The 15749-nt window shown below is 44.7% G+C and carries 13 protein-coding genes and 2 pseudogenes; 4 read left to right on the forward strand and 11 right to left on the reverse strand.

Annotated elements, in window-relative coordinates; all coding sequences use genetic code 11:
• Positions 1 to 11: 11 nt before the first annotated feature.
• From yajC to R7Q41_RS16425, 4 genes are all read right to left on the reverse strand, one after another.
• Positions 12 to 341, reverse strand: a complete 330-nt coding sequence (gene yajC / locus R7Q41_RS16410; protein WP_005381725.1) for a preprotein translocase subunit YajC — start codon at positions 339 to 341, stop codon at positions 12 to 14.
• Between the two features lie 177 nt (positions 342 to 518).
• Positions 519 to 1655, reverse strand: coding sequence for a tRNA guanosine(34) transglycosylase Tgt (gene tgt / locus R7Q41_RS16415; RefSeq protein WP_005381727.1), 1137 nt, complete (start codon positions 1653 to 1655; stop codon positions 519 to 521).
• Positions 1656 to 1802: 147 nt separating this feature from the next.
• Positions 1803 to 2855, reverse strand: coding sequence for a tRNA preQ1(34) S-adenosylmethionine ribosyltransferase-isomerase QueA (gene queA / locus R7Q41_RS16420; RefSeq protein WP_025768859.1), 1053 nt, complete (start codon positions 2853 to 2855; stop codon positions 1803 to 1805).
• A gap of 268 nt (positions 2856 to 3123) precedes the next feature.
• The gene (locus tag R7Q41_RS16425; protein ID WP_053306540.1) at positions 3124 to 4290 is read right to left on the reverse strand and encodes a trypsin-like serine protease; all 1167 of its coding nucleotides are present in this window, start codon (positions 4288 to 4290) and stop codon (positions 3124 to 3126) included.
• 312 nt (positions 4291 to 4602) lie between these two features.
• Between R7Q41_RS16425 and R7Q41_RS16430 the strand changes: the two genes are divergently transcribed.
• Positions 4603 to 5052, forward strand: coding sequence for a CBS domain-containing protein (locus R7Q41_RS16430; protein WP_017820562.1), 450 nt, complete (start codon positions 4603 to 4605; stop codon positions 5050 to 5052).
• A gap of 124 nt (positions 5053 to 5176) precedes the next feature.
• Here the strand turns inward: R7Q41_RS16430 and aceA are convergent, their stop codons facing one another.
• The 3 genes from aceA to R7Q41_RS16445 form a co-directional block, all read right to left on the reverse strand.
• Positions 5177 to 6490 carry an isocitrate lyase gene (gene aceA / locus R7Q41_RS16435; RefSeq protein ID WP_005381733.1) on the reverse strand — a complete coding sequence of 438 codons (1314 nt, stop codon included), beginning with the start codon at positions 6488 to 6490 and terminating at the stop codon, positions 5177 to 5179.
• Positions 6491 to 6610: 120 nt separating this feature from the next.
• Positions 6611 to 8239 carry a malate synthase A gene (gene aceB, locus R7Q41_RS16440; RefSeq protein WP_042521158.1) on the reverse strand — a complete coding sequence of 543 codons (1629 nt, stop codon included), beginning with the start codon at positions 8237 to 8239 and terminating at the stop codon, positions 6611 to 6613.
• Between the two features lie 606 nt (positions 8240 to 8845).
• On the reverse strand, positions 8846 to 9751 hold the full coding sequence (locus R7Q41_RS16445; RefSeq protein ID WP_005383681.1) for a hydrogen peroxide-inducible genes activator: 906 nt from the start codon (positions 9749 to 9751) through the stop codon (positions 8846 to 8848).
• Positions 9752 to 9950: 199 nt separating this feature from the next.
• Here R7Q41_RS16445 and R7Q41_RS16450 point away from each other — a divergent pair, with 199 nt between their 5' ends.
• The 3 genes from R7Q41_RS16450 to ppk2 all read left to right on the forward strand — a co-directional run bounded on the left by R7Q41_RS16450 (position 9951) and on the right by ppk2 (position 12436).
• The gene (locus tag R7Q41_RS16450; RefSeq protein ID WP_005381738.1) at positions 9951 to 10562 is read left to right on the forward strand and encodes a peroxiredoxin C; all 612 of its coding nucleotides are present in this window, start codon (positions 9951 to 9953) and stop codon (positions 10560 to 10562) included.
• A 283-nt stretch (positions 10563 to 10845) separates the two neighbouring features.
• The gene (locus R7Q41_RS16455) at positions 10846 to 11589 is read left to right on the forward strand and encodes a copper homeostasis protein CutC (protein WP_148299889.1); all 744 of its coding nucleotides are present in this window, start codon (positions 10846 to 10848) and stop codon (positions 11587 to 11589) included.
• A gap of 70 nt (positions 11590 to 11659) precedes the next feature.
• Complete coding sequence (gene ppk2, locus R7Q41_RS16460; RefSeq protein ID WP_047102160.1) at positions 11660 to 12436, forward strand: polyphosphate kinase 2; 777 nt, start codon at positions 11660 to 11662, stop codon at positions 12434 to 12436.
• Positions 12437 to 12498: 62 nt separating this feature from the next.
• Here the strand turns inward: ppk2 and phoU are convergent, their stop codons facing one another.
• From phoU to R7Q41_RS24515, 4 genes and pseudogenes are all read right to left on the reverse strand, one after another.
• Complete coding sequence (gene phoU / locus R7Q41_RS16465; RefSeq protein WP_005381744.1) at positions 12499 to 13197, reverse strand: phosphate signaling complex protein PhoU; 699 nt, start codon at positions 13195 to 13197, stop codon at positions 12499 to 12501.
• Positions 13198 to 13227: 30 nt separating this feature from the next.
• On the reverse strand, positions 13228 to 14046 hold the full coding sequence (gene pstB, locus R7Q41_RS16470) for a phosphate ABC transporter ATP-binding protein PstB (RefSeq protein WP_054576947.1): 819 nt from the start codon (positions 14044 to 14046) through the stop codon (positions 13228 to 13230).
• Between the two features lie 2 nt (positions 14047 to 14048).
• A pseudogene (pstA, locus tag R7Q41_RS16475) lies at positions 14049 to 15425 on the reverse strand (phosphate ABC transporter permease PstA); the annotation flags it as partial.
• 65 nt (positions 15426 to 15490) lie between these two features.
• Positions 15491 to 15722 (reverse strand): annotated as a pseudogene (locus R7Q41_RS24515) (phosphate ABC transporter, permease protein PstA); the annotation flags it as partial.
• Positions 15723 to 15749: the final 27 nt, after the last annotated feature.

The raw sequence follows: 15749 nt of genomic DNA on the forward strand, positions 1-15749 counted from the left end.
CTTTAGCTGTTTTATAGAGACTTAAGCGTACCTTTTGGTAGCACTGCAGTGATGAAGTCTTTCTTGATTACTACTTCATTGTTCGCGTTAAGCTCAATTGAAATGTAGTCATTGTCTTCAGCAATCTTAGTGATTTTACCCACTAGGCCACCGCTAGTTAAAACTTCGTCGCCTTTGCCCATAGAAGCCATTAGGTTTTTGTGTTCTTTTACGCGTTTCGCTTGTGGGCGGTAAATCATGAAGTAAAAGATCACTGCGAACATGCCAAGCATGATTAGCATTTCAAAACCACCGCCTGCTGGCGCGCCTTCTGCTGCTGCGTGAGCCTGAGAAATAAACATTAAAACATCCTCATTATATTTTATTGATAATCAAACAAATTGGGCTTTCGCATTTTAGATTCAAGTCTGAGAGTAACTAATAGAGATCGCTCTCTCAAAAATAACGTGCGTTAGCCTACTTTATTAGCAAAAGCCTCTGGCGACATGCCAAAGGCTTTAATTCTTTTAGTTTTTCAATTACTGCTCTTTTGCTAGTGGTGGCACTTCACGACCACGACGCTCATAGAACTCAGTAACAAATTCATCGAAGCGATCTTCATCAATTGCTTTACGAATGCTTTCCATCAGACGCTGGTAGTAACGCAGGTTATGGATTGTATTCAAGCGAGCGCCTAAGATTTCATTACAACGCTCTAAATGGTGAAGGTACGACTTGCTGTAGTTTTGACAAGTGTAACAGTCACAATGCGGATCCAATGGTGTTGTATCCGTTTTATGTTTCGCATTACGGATCTTGATCACACCACCAGTCACAAATAAGTGACCATTACGTGCGTTACGCGTTGGCATTACACAGTCAAACATGTCGATACCACGACGAACACCTTCAACCAAGTCTTCTGGCTTACCTACGCCCATCAAGTAGCGAGGTTTGTCTTCAGGAAGTTGAGGACAAGTATGCTCAAGAATACGGTGCATGTCTTCTTTAGGCTCACCTACTGCCAAACCACCAACCGCATAACCGTCAAAACCGATTTCCGTTAGACCTTTTACCGACACATCACGTAAATCTTCGTAAACACCACCTTGAACAATACCAAATAGGTTGTTTGGGTTTTCTAGCTTCTCGAAGTGGTCACGTGAACGCTGTGCCCAGCGTAATGACATTTCCATCGATTTCTTCGCTTCATCATGTGTCGCTGGGTATGGCGTGCACTCGTCAAAAATCATAACAATATCAGAGCCCAGGTCTTTTTGAATTTCCATCGACTTTTCTGCGTCCATGAAAATCTTGTCACCGTTTACTGGGTTACGAAAATGTACACCTTCTTCAGTGATCGTACGCATCTTACCAAGGCTGAATACTTGAAAGCCGCCTGAATCAGTAAGAATAGGACCGTGCCAGTTCATAAAATCGTGCAGGTCACCGTGCATTTTCATCACTTCTTGACCAGGACGTAGCCACAGGTGGAACGTATTACCTAGCAGAATTTCTGCACCAGTACCTTTTACTTCTTCTGGTGTCATACCTTTAACGGTACCGTAAGTACCTACTGGCATGAACGCAGGAGTTTGAACAGTGCCGCGTTCGAAAGTCAGTTGACCACGACGTGCATTGCCGTTTTTCTTCTTAAGATCGAATTTTAATTTCACGATGCCTCCGGGTGTCAGAGAAACAGTCTGACTGAGTGTTTAGGGCTCTACCCTACTTTAAGGAGCGGTCGCTTTTCCTTGCGAGAGACAAAGCAATGGATGCTTTATTTCCTAGCTTACTGCTAGCACTCGTAAATCTATTTTTAACTACGCCGTTTTCTTCTTGATGAACATTGAATCGCCATACGAGAAGAAACGGTATTTGTTTTCCACCGCATGTTTGTAAGCATTCATGGTGTTCTCGTATCCAGCAAATGCACTCACCAACATGATCAATGTTGATTCAGGCAAGTGGAAGTTTGTGATCAAGCAATCCACTAGCTGATATTCGTAACCAGGGAAAATAAAGATTTCAGTATCGCCAAAGAATGGGGCCAGCTCAGTCCCTTTTTGCAATGCGTCTTGCGCTGCACTTTCAAGTGAACGCACAGATGTGGTACCAACAGCAATAATTCGTCCGCCACGCGCTTTCGTCGCTTTAATTGCGTCGACGACTTCTTGTGGTACTTCTACGTACTCGGCATGCATGTGGTGATCGTTGATATTTTCCACTTTTACTGGCTGGAATGTACCCGCCCCAACGTGCAAAGTAACGTAAGCAAACTCTGCACCTTTCGCTTTGATTTTCTCCAAGAGAACATCATCAAAGTGAAGGCCCGCCGTCGGTGCCGCAACCGCACCTGGCTTTTGATTATATACCGTTTGGTAACGCTCTTTATCTGCATCTTCGTCTGGACGGTCGATGTAAGGAGGAAGCGGCATATGGCCGATTTCTTCCAGAATTTCTAGTACCGTCTTATCAGAACTAAATTTCAGTTCAAATAAAGCATCATGGCGTGCAACCATTTCTGCTGAATATTCATCATTCTCGCCAACAATAATGGTTGTACCTGGTTTTGGTGATTTAGAGCAACGAACGTGCGCGAGGATGCTTTTCTCATCCAACATGCGCTCCACCAGCACTTCTAATTTACCGCCCGATTCCTTGCGGCCAAAAAGACGAGCAGGAATAACACGAGTATTATTAAACACCACTAAGTCACCGGGTTGAACTTGGCCCAATACATCAGTAAATGTGCCATCAATGAGCTCTCCGGTATTGCCGTCCATTTGCAGCAGTCGGCTAGCGGTACGCTCTGGTTGAGGGTAGCGAGCGATGAGTTCATCTGGAAGGTCGAAATGGAAATCTGATACTTGCATGTTACTTGTCTTATCTATTGGTCAAATCACGTCTAGGCGACGATAAAATTGCGACGAGTTTTTCGCAGCAGACTAGTATATGTTTACATGCTGCAATAGCAAGCAAATCACCAGAATATAGCAGTAAAAGCCATGGTGAAGAGTGTAATAAAACGTGAAAAGCCTCGATTACTTGGCACTATTTTTAATTTGAGCCCAAAAGAGAGAACATGAAAAAAGCAAAGCAGCGTATACCGCTGCTTATTAGTTTGGCATTCCAATCGCCCTATCAAACCTCACGCTTTCGCCACAAGAATAACGGCACGAATAAACCCAATAACCAAAACCCTAGACTGCCACCTTCATCATCTGAGCCTTTGAAATCACAGTTATTGGTCGCAATGCCATCGTGACACTCTTTATTGTCACCACTTTCATTGTTAGCACTTTTGATAAAATTCGGCGCAATGATGTAACGACTTGGTGGCGCATCGGCAGTGATGTAAGACTGTACCCAGTCGTAATAGTGGCTCACCTTGGTGTAGAAACTTGGGATCGTCAAAGAGCCACACGTTGGTAGAATAAGGGGGCCGCCACTAACAATACCAATTTGTTTGCCGGTCGCCACATCGACCAACGGGCCACCACTGTCACCTTTACATGCAGAGTTGCCATATTGAGTATGGCTATCTGGCTCCAATACATGGTTTTGTGTTGGTAGCGTACAAATTTTGGTTTGGTTGTCTCTTGAATCAATGATCCCCGGAAAACTGCTGCCAATTTCTAAACGCTCATAACATTTGTCGATGGGTAAAAATGTGCTAATGGTGGTTTTGAGCGTATTAGAAGGTTCAGAAGCATCCGGCTGAGTAGCCCCCCATCCAAACACTTGCACATTTTCGACACGTTGATTGGTCAGGTAATTATCGTTCCAATCCGCCACCAAACGTGCTTCGATACTCTCCATGTCAACTTTACTCGCTAGGTCAGCAAAGTTCGCGTTTGCCACTGGGCGCGTGAGATACAGCAACGCGATGTCTGAATCTAAACCGGTTTGGATAGGTTTCACGTTGCCATTACTGTCGGTCTCAGCTTTTGAAATCCGGGTGTAATCCGGATGAACCACAACGTGAGACACCGGATAGAAGTTATCAAGCCCTGCAGAATTAAGTTCATACACATTCGCATTCACCGACAGCTCACCCGGCGGGGTCACATAGTAGGTTGCTTCATTGGTTCCTTGTCCCATCACCACACAGTGCGCCGCAGTCAGTACCCATTGCTCTGTCAGCATCGTTCCACCACACAGCGGAAACTCTGCCATATTACTTGCTCGCAAAGTAACGCGGTCAACAGGATCGGTTTGTTCATCTCCTAACACAATCGCCTGTGTTGATGGCACACTGAATGCCGCCACTGCCAGCGCAATAAGTTTGTTACACGTTGTTCGTTTCATCTAGGTTGCTGTCTTCAATTTGGTAAGCCTGGACGTATCTTCTTCGAGAGAAGAATCTTGGAAAATCCAGCGAATAAAAATGTGCGATTCAATTCATTGGATTACCTTGGGGACACATTCAATATCAACTAAAAATGCCAACTGACTCGCACACAAACCGACTTATTCAAATTAATAAAAACACCAATAAAACACAGATTACGCAGCCCATCAGCATTGTGCTATTTAATTGATGAAAAACGAGTTAGCTCCCAGATATACAGAAAAATATTCTCTATATTTAAGAGAAGGACAATGCCGCTGGAGGTCTCTATGATCAAGGTTGAAGACATGATGACTCGTAATCCTCATACATTACTGCGCACGCACACCTTGCGTGATGCAAAAAGCATGATGGATGCGCTTGATATTCGACACATTCCGGTTGTTGATGCCAATAACCACTTACAAGGCTTGGTGACTCAACGCGACATTCTTGCTGCTCAAGAATCGAGCTTGCACCCAGATGAGGCTGAACAATCTTTTACTTTAGACACACCGCTCTACGAAATGATGCACACCAACATCATGACGGCAGAGCCTATCGCGGGGCTCAAAGAGAGCGCTATCTATATGCAAAAGCATAAAGTTGGCTGTCTACCTGTTGTCACCAAAGGTCGATTGGTCGGCATTATTACTGATAGTGACTTCGTGACGATTGCGATTAACTTATTGGAACTGCAAGAAGAAGTGGAACCTGAAGAAATCGAGCAGGAAGAGTAGTACGCAAGCGTATTCTCTTTGTTGTAAGTTTCGTTTTTACACCGGTTAAACGAAAAAAAGAGCGGCAGGGTTGCCGCTCAAAATGCCATTACTGACGCTGATTAAGGAAGTGTTTCTCTGCCAATTAGAATTGGTCTTCTTCGGTCGAACCTGTCAATGCTGTCACTGAAGAGTTACCACCTTGGATAGTATTGGTCATTCTATCGAAGTAACCTGTACCTACTTCTTGTTGGTGCGCAACAAACGTATAGCCTTTTTCAGCTGCTTGGAATTCAGGACGCTGAACTTTCTCAACATAATGACGCATACCTTCACCTTGAGCGTAAGCGTGCGCCAGTTCAAACATGTTGAACCACATGTTGTGAATGCCTGCTAGCGTGATGAATTGGTACTTGTAGCCCATGTCTGCAAGCTCTTGTTGGAACTTAGCAATAGTTTCTGCATCTAGGTTTTTCTCCCAGTTGAATGAAGGCGAGCAGTTGTACGCCAACAATTGATCTGGGTATTCAGCGTGAATTGCTTCTGCAAACTTACGTGCTTCTTCCAAACATGGCGTAGCCGTTTCACACCAAATCAAGTCTGCATATGGTGCGTAAGCCAGGCCGCGAGAGATAGCTTGGTCGATACCCGCGCGAACGCGGTAGAAACCTTCTTGAGTACGCTCACCTTCGATGAAGTCTTTATCATATGGGTCGCAATCTGAAGTAATGAGATCCGCCGCATTCGCATCAGTACGAGCAATAACTAATGTTGTTGTACCCGCTACGTCAGCAGCCAAACGAGCTGCAACGAGCTTTTGTACCGCTTCTTGCGTAGGAACTAATACCTTACCACCCATATGGCCACACTTTTTCACCGATGCTAACTGGTCTTCAAAGTGAACGCCCGCGGCACCGGCTTCGATCATCGATTTCATTAGTTCGTAAGCGTTAAGCACACCACCAAAGCCCGCTTCAGCATCCGCTACGATAGGTAGGAAGTAATCAATACCACCTTCATCTTCAGGCGTCTTACCAGCAGCCCACTGAATTTGGTCTGCACGACGGAATGAGTTGTTGATGCGTTTTACTACTGACGGTACAGAATCTACTGGGTAAAGAGATTGGTCTGGATACATCGTCGAGGCGGTGTTGTTATCCGCCGCTACCTGCCAGCCTGACAAGTAAATCGCTTCAATACCTGCTTTAGCTTGTTGAACCGCTTGACCACCCGTTAGCGCACCAAGACAGTTTACGTAACCTTTTTTCGCACTACCGTTGACCAGTGACCAAAGTTTGTCTGCACCACGTTGTGCAATTGTGTTTGCAGGCACCATAGAGCCACGCAGTTCCACCACTTCCTCGGCAGTGTAAGTACGCTTCACATTTTTCCAGCGTGGGTTAGTTGCCCAGTCTTTTTCCAGAGCTTCAATTTGTTGGCGGCGAGTTAAGTTAGTCATTGGTCTATCCCTCTTTATAATTTGCACTTTATGCGTGTGCGTTGAGTTTCCGTTCTCAGGCAGTACTTCCCTATCTGCCTTGAAAATCCTTCACGTTATTGGTGTTACAGTTATTCTTTATTAATCCAGGTAGTCATAACCAGGAACTGTCAAAAAGTTGGTCAGTTCATCGCTCGTCGTGAGCCTTGCCATTAGGTCTGCTGCTTCTTCAAATCGACCCGCATGGTAGCGCTGCTCGCCAATTTCTTGCTTCACGACTTCAATCTCCTCTTTGAGATAGAGCTCGAACAGCTCTTTAGTGACCTTTAATCCGTTGTCGAGCGACTTGCCGTGTTGAATCCATTGCCAGATCGAAGCTCGGGAGATTTCTGCCGTTGCAGCGTCTTCCATCAGTCCGTAAATCGGCACACAACCATTGCCAGAAATCCAAGCTTCGATGTATTGCAGCGCAACGCGAATATTGTGGCGCATTCCGCCTTCAGTGCGCTCGCCTTCACAAGGCTCAAGCAGTTCAGCTGCTGTAATAGGCGCATCCTCTGCACGGCTCACATCCAACTGGTTGGTGCGTTCACCCAGCACAGCACTAAAGACTTCCATAGCAGTGTCAGCCAAACCTGGATGAGCCACCCAAGTACCGTCGTGGCCGTTGTTAGCTTCTAACGATTTGTCAGTCTGGATCTTGTCTAATACTTTTTGATTCTCTTTCGGGTCTTTAGCTGGGATAAATGCGGCCATTCCTCCCATCGCGAAAGCACCTCGTTTATGGCAAGTACGTACCAATAATCGCGAGTAAGCGTTTAAGAATGGCTTGTCCATCGTTACCACTTGGCGATCTGGCAGTACTCGGTCTGAGTGTTTTTTCAATGTTTTGATGTAGCTAAAGATGTAATCCCAGCGACCACAGTTCAAACCAACGATGTGTTCTTTAAGCGAGAACAGAATCTCGTCCATTTCAAATACCGCTGGTAAGGTTTCAATCAGCACAGTCGCTTTGATCGTGCCTGTATCCAAACCGAAATAGTCTTCCGTGAAATGGAACACTTCGCTCCACCACTTCGCTTCGTGATGCGATTGCAGTTTTGGAAGGTAGAAATAAGGGCCGCTGCCTTTTTGAAGTAACGCTTTGTAGTTGTTATAGAAATACAGAGCGAAATCGAATAGCGCACCTGGAATGATCTGACCGTGCCACGTAACGTGTTTTTCTTTTAAATGAAGGCCGCGAACACGGCAGATCAACACCGCTGGGTCATCTTCCAGCTGATAATATTTGCCATTGCCAGGATTGGTGTAACTGATGGTGCCATTAACAGCATCGCGCAAGTTAATTTGACCATCTAGCACTTTACTCCATGCAGGAGACATTGAATCTTCGAAGTCTGCCATGAACACTTTTACATTCGCATTCAGTGCGTTAATCACCATCTTGCGGTCAGTTGGTCCGGTAATCTCCACACGGCGATCTTGCAGATCTTGTGGGATTCCTAGGATCTTCCAACTTCCTTCACGGATGTCTTGTGTCTCTGGTAGAAAATCTGGTAGCTCACCAGCATCAATACGTGCTTGCTTCTCTTCTCTTGCTTCCAGCAACTGTTCAACACGTCCGGCAAATTTTTCACACAGTAGAGATAAAAAGGTTTGGGCTTCAACAGGGAAAATTGCTTGATGTTCTGGAGCAACGACTCCATTCACCTCAAGCATGCCTTGGGTTTGCTTTAGTTGTTGTGTTTTTTGTTCTGTCTGAGCAAGCATAATCATTCATCCTTAACGTGCTTTATCAATCTTGGGCAGTCAGCGTAAAGCTACATTTGTAAGTTATGAACAACAAATTACATCCTTTAACTTTGTGTTCAACTCGTCTAGCTATGCCGATAGATTGCGTAATGCTACGTGTATTTTCAATCTAGACATAAGTCGTATCGGCCTTTAAATAAGCTATATCAACAAAGGGTTTAGTGAAACCCCTAATATAAACAAAACAGAAAATTCAAAGTTTTATTCCGCAAGGTAAAAACCATCTATCAAGCGCCTTATTTTGTAAGTTATTACGTAATAAAATTACATTAAATTTAAAGTCGCTTTATAATTTCAAACAAGCGTATGAATATTGACAGGTAAACAAACACCTTGTATTCACAAGGGCTGAAGAGATGGATTTAAACAGGGGTCAAACAAGACATGCAGGGCTTTGTGTAAAATTAACATTGTGAAATTTCACTATTTTATGAAAGCTTCATCAAAGAAGAGCTGTAAAATTTTACAAGTCAAAGTTTACCAGCAGAATAAAATACTAGAAAGCGCACTGTTTCCAGTGCGCTTTTAGATAAATAATGGAGAAGTAAGGGCTAATACTAATAGCTAAAGCAGCTCTGAAACGACTTCTGCAAGTTGATTAAATGTTTTCGTTCTTGACGAGCTCGGACGCCAAACTAAGCCGATTTCGCGATAAGCTTGTTTACCTGGAGGATCGATCACGACTAAATTCTGGTTATGCAGCAAGCCATGGTCGATAGCCATTTGAGGAATGAACGTTGTTCCCAAACCATTCGCAACCATTTGCACCAGTGTATGGAGGCTGGTTGCCGTAAACGGATTGATTTTTTCTTTGTCTGTTAATTTACACGCTGATACCGCATGTTCCGTTAAGCAATGTTCTTTCTCTAGTAGAAAGACGGATTCGTCAGGTAAATCCGCGTAACGAATCGGCACAGGGACCGATTGGGCTTGATTAGCGCTTATAACCATTCGAAACGGATCCTTACCCACTACTCGGCTTTCCATGCCATCAATTTCGACTGGTAACGCTAAAATAAGCACATCCAGCTCACCATGTCTGAGCGCTTGAAGTAAGTTTGTCGTCGTGTCTTCTCTTAATAAAAGATTCAGTTGTGGAAAACGGTAGTTCACCTCTTGTACCAAATCACACAGTAAAAACGGAGCAATTGTTGGTATACATCCTACTTTTAGCTGGCCTTGCATATCGTCGCCTTGGCACATACGTCCAAGCTCGACCAAATCTTGCCCTTTTGCTAACAGCTCTCGCCCCTGCTTTACTACCATTTCTCCTGTTTGGGTAAAAACCAGTGGACTTTTCTTGTCTTTCTTTTCATATAATGGACAGCCAATCAACTCCTCTAAGTTTTGAATACCCTTACTTAAAGTCGACTGACTGACAAAACAACGCTCTGCAGCGTCACTAAAATGTCTTGTTTCATGCAGTGTGACTAAATAGTGTAACTGCTTCAAACTGGGCCATTTATTCATAATTGTATTTGTATCTACCGCCGTTCCAGTGATCGAGTTAAGAGTTTTGTTATTATCGTTTTTTTCGATTAACTCAATCTATTTATTTCGCTTTTTTCAATACTACAATCTGTACTATAGTTTGTCTCGTACAAACACGAACCAAACCGACACAACTGAATTCGGTTTGGAGCTAACCATACTTTTTAGGAGCAAAAAAATGGTACTAGTAGGTCGTCAAGCCCCTGATTTTACTGCAGCAGCTGTTCTAGGTAACGGTGAAATCGTTGAAAACTTCAACTTTGCAGAGTTCACTAAAGGTAAGAAAGCAGTAGTATTCTTCTACCCACTAGATTTCACTTTCGTTTGCCCATCTGAGCTAATCGCATTCGACAACCGTCTAGCTGACTTCCAAGCTAAAGGTGTTGAAGTAATCGGTGTTTCTATCGATTCTCAGTTCTCTCACAACGCATGGCGTAACACTGCTATCGAAGATGGCGGTATCGGTCAAGTTAAGTACCCACTAGTTGCTGACGTTAAGCACGAAATCTGTAAAGCTTACGACGTTGAGCACCCAGAAGCAGGCGTTGCTTTCCGTGGTTCTTTCCTAATCGACGAAGAAGGCGTTGTACGTCACCAAGTAGTTAACGACCTACCACTAGGCCGTAACATCGACGAAATGCTACGCATGGTTGACGCTCTTAACTTCCACCAGAAGCACGGCGAAGTATGTCCTGCACAATGGGAAGAAGGTAAAGCAGGTATGGACGCATCTCCAAAAGGTGTTGCAGCGTTCCTATCTGAGCACGCAGCTGACCTAGGCAAAAAATAATAGACCTTCACCCTAGCTCAACGGGTGTGATGGTTGGATGTATATAAAGCAATAAGCTAATGCGGAAAACCGCAAACGCCAATCAGTCTAAGTAAAGTCCTATCAAAGCCCAGAGCCTCTGCTCTGGGCTTTCTTTTTCCTTCAGATAAACCGCCAAAATGAGGTAACGCTTTAGCGTAAACTTTACCTCTATTTATCATCCCCTCCATACAGATTCTGCTTACTGGCCCTGTTAATATCTTAGCCACAACACTTATTTGTAACGTTAGCAGGATGAATGAACGTGGTTACTCACCTAGAAGTCTGTATTGATAATATTGAATCTCTGCACTACGCCATTGCTGGCGGCGCCACTCGGATTGAACTTTGCTCCTCTTTGGCTTTAGGCGGACTAACACCCAGTTATGGCTTTATGCAGCAAGCGGCTAAGCTTTCGAGTGTTCCAGTTTATGCCATGATCCGCCCACGCCAAGGTGACTTCTTCTACAATGAAGAAGAGATCGAAATGATGCGTTGGGATATTGAAGCAGCTCACCAATCAGGCTTGAGCGGTGTCGTGTTCGGCGTGCTCACTCAAGACGGTGATATTCATATGCCTTACGCGGCTGCGCTGTGTGAATTTGCTCAAGCGCTTGGCTTAGGCGTGACCTTCCATCGTTCCTTTGACCAGTGTCGTGACGCTGAAAAAGCTTTGGAAGAAGTGATCAGCTTAGGTTGTGAACGTATTTTAACCTCCGGTCTTGCGCCTTCAGCACCACAAGGGATCGATGTGCTTAGAGCTTTGGTTAAGCAAGCCCAAGGACGCATAGCAATCATGGCGGGTGCTGGCGTTAATGCGAGTAACGTACGTGAGCTAGTAGAAGACACTCAAGTTCCTGAAATCCATCTGTCAGGCAAAACCACACGCCCTAGCCAAATGACCTTTGTTGCTGAACAAAGCAAAATGGGCGCATCCGATGTCGATGATTTTTTAATCCCCATCACAAGTACACAAGCCATTACCGATGTCGTAGCAGCTCTCAAATAGACCACCGTAACCTCACGCGCATAGCTTTTGAGTGCTAACATATTGTTTATCAAGGAGTGAGGAAAGGTGTATGTCTAAATTGAAGAAAAAGGAATACGAAAAGGAGCTCAAAAACCTTCAAGTTGAGCTCGTAAAACTTCAAGAGTGGGTCAAACACAAAGGGTTAAAAGTGGTGGTTCTGTTTGAAGGCCGTGATGCTGCGGGCAAAGGCGGAGTGATAAAGCGAATTACAGAAAAGCTAAACCCGCGTGTTTGTCGCGTAGTGGCTCTGCCTGCACCGACCGAAAAAGAAAAAACGCAATGGTACTTCCAACGTTACGTCGCTCATTTACCATCTGCTGGTGAAATCGTTTTATTTGACCGAAGTTGGTATAACCGAGCAGGTGTCGAAAAAGTCATGGGGTTCTGTACTCCAGACGAATACGAGGAGTTTTTACGCTCTTGCCCTGAATTCGAGAGAATGTTGCAACGCTCTGGGATTATTCTGATTAAGTATTGGTTTTCGGTTTCAGACGAAGAGCAGGAAAAACGTTTTCTAGGTCGAATTAATACGCCGATCAAACGTTGGAAGTTCAGCCCCATGGATTTGGAGTCACGTCATCGCTGGGCGGAGTATTCGGAAGCAAAAGATAAGATGTTTGCCTATACAGACACGAAAAGCTGCCCTTGGTGGGTCGTCCCTTCAGATGACAAAAAGAAAGCGCGCTTGAACTGTATCAGTCATTTACTAAGCCAGATTGATTACAAAGCACTTGAGTACTCACCCATCGAATTACCTGAACTCAATAAAGAAGGTTACGTCAGAGCGCCCATTGATGATCAGACCTTCGTTCCTGATAAATATTGACGTGCTTTCCTTCTCTCTAATAAATAGACCAGCCTAAAAGCTGGTCTATTTATTGAAGTCAGTTACTTCAGTACGTCATCAATACTTTGATCACCTAGATGGCGTACATCTTTCCCTTTCACGAAGTAAATAATGTATTCACAGATGTTCTGGCAGCGGTCCCCCACGCGTTCAATCGCGCGTGCCGACCACATCACTTGCAGAATATTAGGGATATTTTTTGGATCTTCCATCATGTATGTCATCAACTGACGAATCACCGCTTCATACTCGGCGTCTAGTTTGTCATCTTGTTTGTGCACCTCTGCTGCCGCTTCTACATCCATGCGGGCAAACGCATCTAAAACCTGATGCAGCATATTAATTGCCTGACGGCAGAGAGGCTCTAACGACACTTGGAATTGTCGTTCTTTTGATGATGGGCTTTCGATGGCAACGTAAGCAATGCGTGTCGCCACATCACCGATGCGTTCTAAATCAGTGATCGTTTTGATGATAGCCATGATTAAGCGCAAGTCTTTTGCCGTTGGCTGACGCTTAGCAATAATGCGTGTACAGGCGTCATCGATCGAGACTTCCATCGCATTCACTTTATGATCGTCACGCACAACCTTACGCGCCAGTTCGATGTCTTCTTTATGCAAGGCTTGAATAGCATACGAAAGCTGCTGTTCTACCAAGCCCCCCATGGTTAATACATGAGTACGAATCGATTCTAGCTCTACGTTAAATTGTCCTGAAATATGACGTCCAAAGTGCATGATGTTCCTTATTCCGTATAGAGTCGCGACTTAACCGTAGCGACCCGTAATGTAATCTTCGGTCTGTTTCTTCATTGGCGAAGTGAAGATCGAGTCCGCGTCAGAGTATTCAATTAACTTACCCATATGAATGAATGCAGTATGATCGCTCACTCTCGCCGCTTGTTGCATGTTATGGGTAACGATAACGACAGTATATTGAGTCTTCAGCTCATTGATAAGCTCTTCAATAGTTAAAGTTGAGATTGGATCCAACGCTGATGTTGGCTCGTCCAATAACAGGACTTCCGGCTCAATCGCCACCGCGCGCGCAATGACCAAGCGCTGTTGCTGACCACCAGATAAGCCAAATGCGTTCTCATGCAAGCGGTCTTTTACCTCATCCCACAACGCCGCCGAGCGCAAGGATCGCTCCACTGCGTCATCTAAACTGCGGCTGTTTTTTACACCTTGTAAGCGTAAGCCATAAACTACGTTTTCATAAATAGACTTAGGAAATGGATTGGGTCTTTGAAACACCATTCCCACTCGGCGTCGAAGTGTCGCAACATCGACATTAGGATGATAAACATTCTTGCCATGGAGACGCACTTTGCCTGTGACTCGACATCCTTCCACTAAGTCGTTCATGCGATTGATGCAACGTAATAACGTCGACTTTCCACACCCTGAAGGACCGATAAAAGCGGTGACTCGCCCTTTGGGAATTCGCATCGAAATATCATGCAGCGCCTGAGTTTGACCATAGAACAGATTAAGGTTCTCGATTGAGATGGCTGTTTGTTCATTCGTTAAATTATGAACGTCCAATGGTGGCTCATAACCTAATGTACTATCAAAATTAAACATACTTAATCTTGTCCTAACGTTCTGTATTTTTCTCGTAAATTATTGCGAATACTGATTGCTGTTAAGTTTAGCCCGACAATCACTGTCACGAGTAAGAAAGAGGTAGCATAAACTAATGGTCGCGCCGCTTCGATGTTGGAGGTTTGAAAGCCAACATCGTAAATGTGAAAACCTAAATGCATGAACTTTCTATCCAAATGCACATAAGGGAATTGCCCGTCAACCGGTAAACTGGATGCCAATTTCACGACCCCCACCAGCATCAGTGGCGCTACTTCGCCAGCTGCACGCGCAATCGCAAGGATCAAACCTGTGATAATAGCTGGCGTCGCCATAGGCAAAACCACGCGCCATAGCGTTTCGAACTGAGTTGCACCAAGTGCCAGAGAGCCATGTCGTACGGAGCTCGGAATTCGAGTTAAACCTTCTTCTGTCGTCACAATCACAACCGGAAGCGTCAGCACGGCAAGAGTTAGTGCTGACCATAACAAACCCGGCGTACCAAAGGTTGGTGCCGGTAGCTTCTCCGCATAGAATACGTTGTCGATAGAGGCACCAATCGTATAAACGAAGAAACCTAAACCAAACACGCCATAAACAATCGATGGAACACCCGCTAGGTTTATAACCGCAATACGAATAACTCTGGTTAGAGCGTTATTCTTAGCGTATTCATGTAGATAGATAGCGGCGATCACCCCAAGTGGCATCACAATGATCGACATAATGAGTACTAAGAATACCGTACCAAATATCGCAGGGAACACGCCTCCTTCGGAGTTAGACTCTCTTGGATCTTCAGATAAAAACTTCCAAACCTGTTTTCCCCAATGCATGACTTTATCAGGCAGTGACATTTGGTTTGGATACCAGTAGTCCAAAATGTCTTCGAGCGGAATCGATACTTGTGACCCGGTCATATCCTCGACAATCAAGGCATAGTCAGAGAGCTGAAGTCGTAAACCATCAAGTTGTAAATCTAACGTCGCAAGCGCTTTTTCTATCTGCTCTTTTTTCGTCTGATTTTCCTTTAAGAAGCTTTCTGTCAGCGTGTCATTCAATTCATGCTTGCGCTTTTCTAATCGCAACTGCTCTAGCTTCCAACCAAGCTCTTTAAGCTGATCGACCACCAAAGAATCAATCTCATGGCGCAGAGTTTCTGCATCATCAAGCTTTTTATTTAGTATCGATTGAATATCACTGGTGTATATATTATCGCCATCTTGAAACGCCACCAGCTTACCAAAGAAATAACCACCGCTACTGCGCTCTATCACCGCCCACTCTTCTGGCGTCGTGGGCTCATCCAACTGCATTTGCAATACGGAGATAAAATCGGCGGGATACAACTCTCGGTTGGCGATTTTGATACTGAGTCGCGTGGCAAAATCTTCATCGTCTTCTAACTGTTGTGCTGCGCTTTCAGGCAAATAACTCTTCGGTACAAAGCTGCGCTCATACACTTGACCAATCAGAATAGTATTTTCATGTAGCACTTCGCCTTGTACAGGTGTCAGCGCTGCAACATTCCACTGATACAAGGGCGCTGGCCAAAAGTAAGTCAGGCCTTTCCAGCCGATAAGGAGTAACAACCCTAATACCGACAACAAACTGATGCTGACTGCACCGCCTGTTAGCCATATCCACGGTGCGCCAGAACGAATCCAATTTAACACGTTATTACTCGCTCTTTATTCAAACCA

It is taken from the genome of Vibrio sp. 2096, from assembly GCF_033339595.1.
Classification (GTDB): domain Bacteria; phylum Pseudomonadota; class Gammaproteobacteria; order Enterobacterales; family Vibrionaceae; genus Vibrio; species Vibrio alginolyticus.

Coding starts and splice junctions, on each gene's coding strand:
- pstB (WP_054576947.1), bottom strand. CDS start 14,046: ATGTTTAATTTTGATAGTACATTAGGTTATGAGCCACCATTGGACGTT.
- phoU (WP_005381744.1), bottom strand. CDS start 13,197: ATGCACTTTGGACGTCATATTTCAGGACAATTTAACGTAGAGCTAGAA.
- aceB (WP_042521158.1), bottom strand. CDS start 8,239: ATGCTTGCTCAGACAGAACAAAAAACACAACAACTAAAGCAAACCCAA.
- aceA (WP_005381733.1), bottom strand. CDS start 6,490: ATGACTAACTTAACTCGCCGCCAACAAATTGAAGCTCTGGAAAAAGAC.
- R7Q41_RS16450 (WP_005381738.1), top strand. CDS start 9,951: ATGGTACTAGTAGGTCGTCAAGCCCCTGATTTTACTGCAGCAGCTGTT.
- ppk2 (WP_047102160.1), top strand. CDS start 11,660: ATGTCTAAATTGAAGAAAAAGGAATACGAAAAGGAGCTCAAAAACCTT.
- queA (WP_025768859.1), bottom strand. CDS start 2,855: ATGCAAGTATCAGATTTCCATTTCGACCTTCCAGATGAACTCATCGCT.
- yajC (WP_005381725.1), bottom strand. CDS start 341: ATGTTTATTTCTCAGGCTCACGCAGCAGCAGAAGGCGCGCCAGCAGGC.
- R7Q41_RS16425 (WP_053306540.1), bottom strand. CDS start 4,290: ATGAAACGAACAACGTGTAACAAACTTATTGCGCTGGCAGTGGCGGCA.
- R7Q41_RS16445 (WP_005383681.1), bottom strand. CDS start 9,751: ATGAATAAATGGCCCAGTTTGAAGCAGTTACACTATTTAGTCACACTG.
- R7Q41_RS16430 (WP_017820562.1), top strand. CDS start 4,603: ATGATCAAGGTTGAAGACATGATGACTCGTAATCCTCATACATTACTG.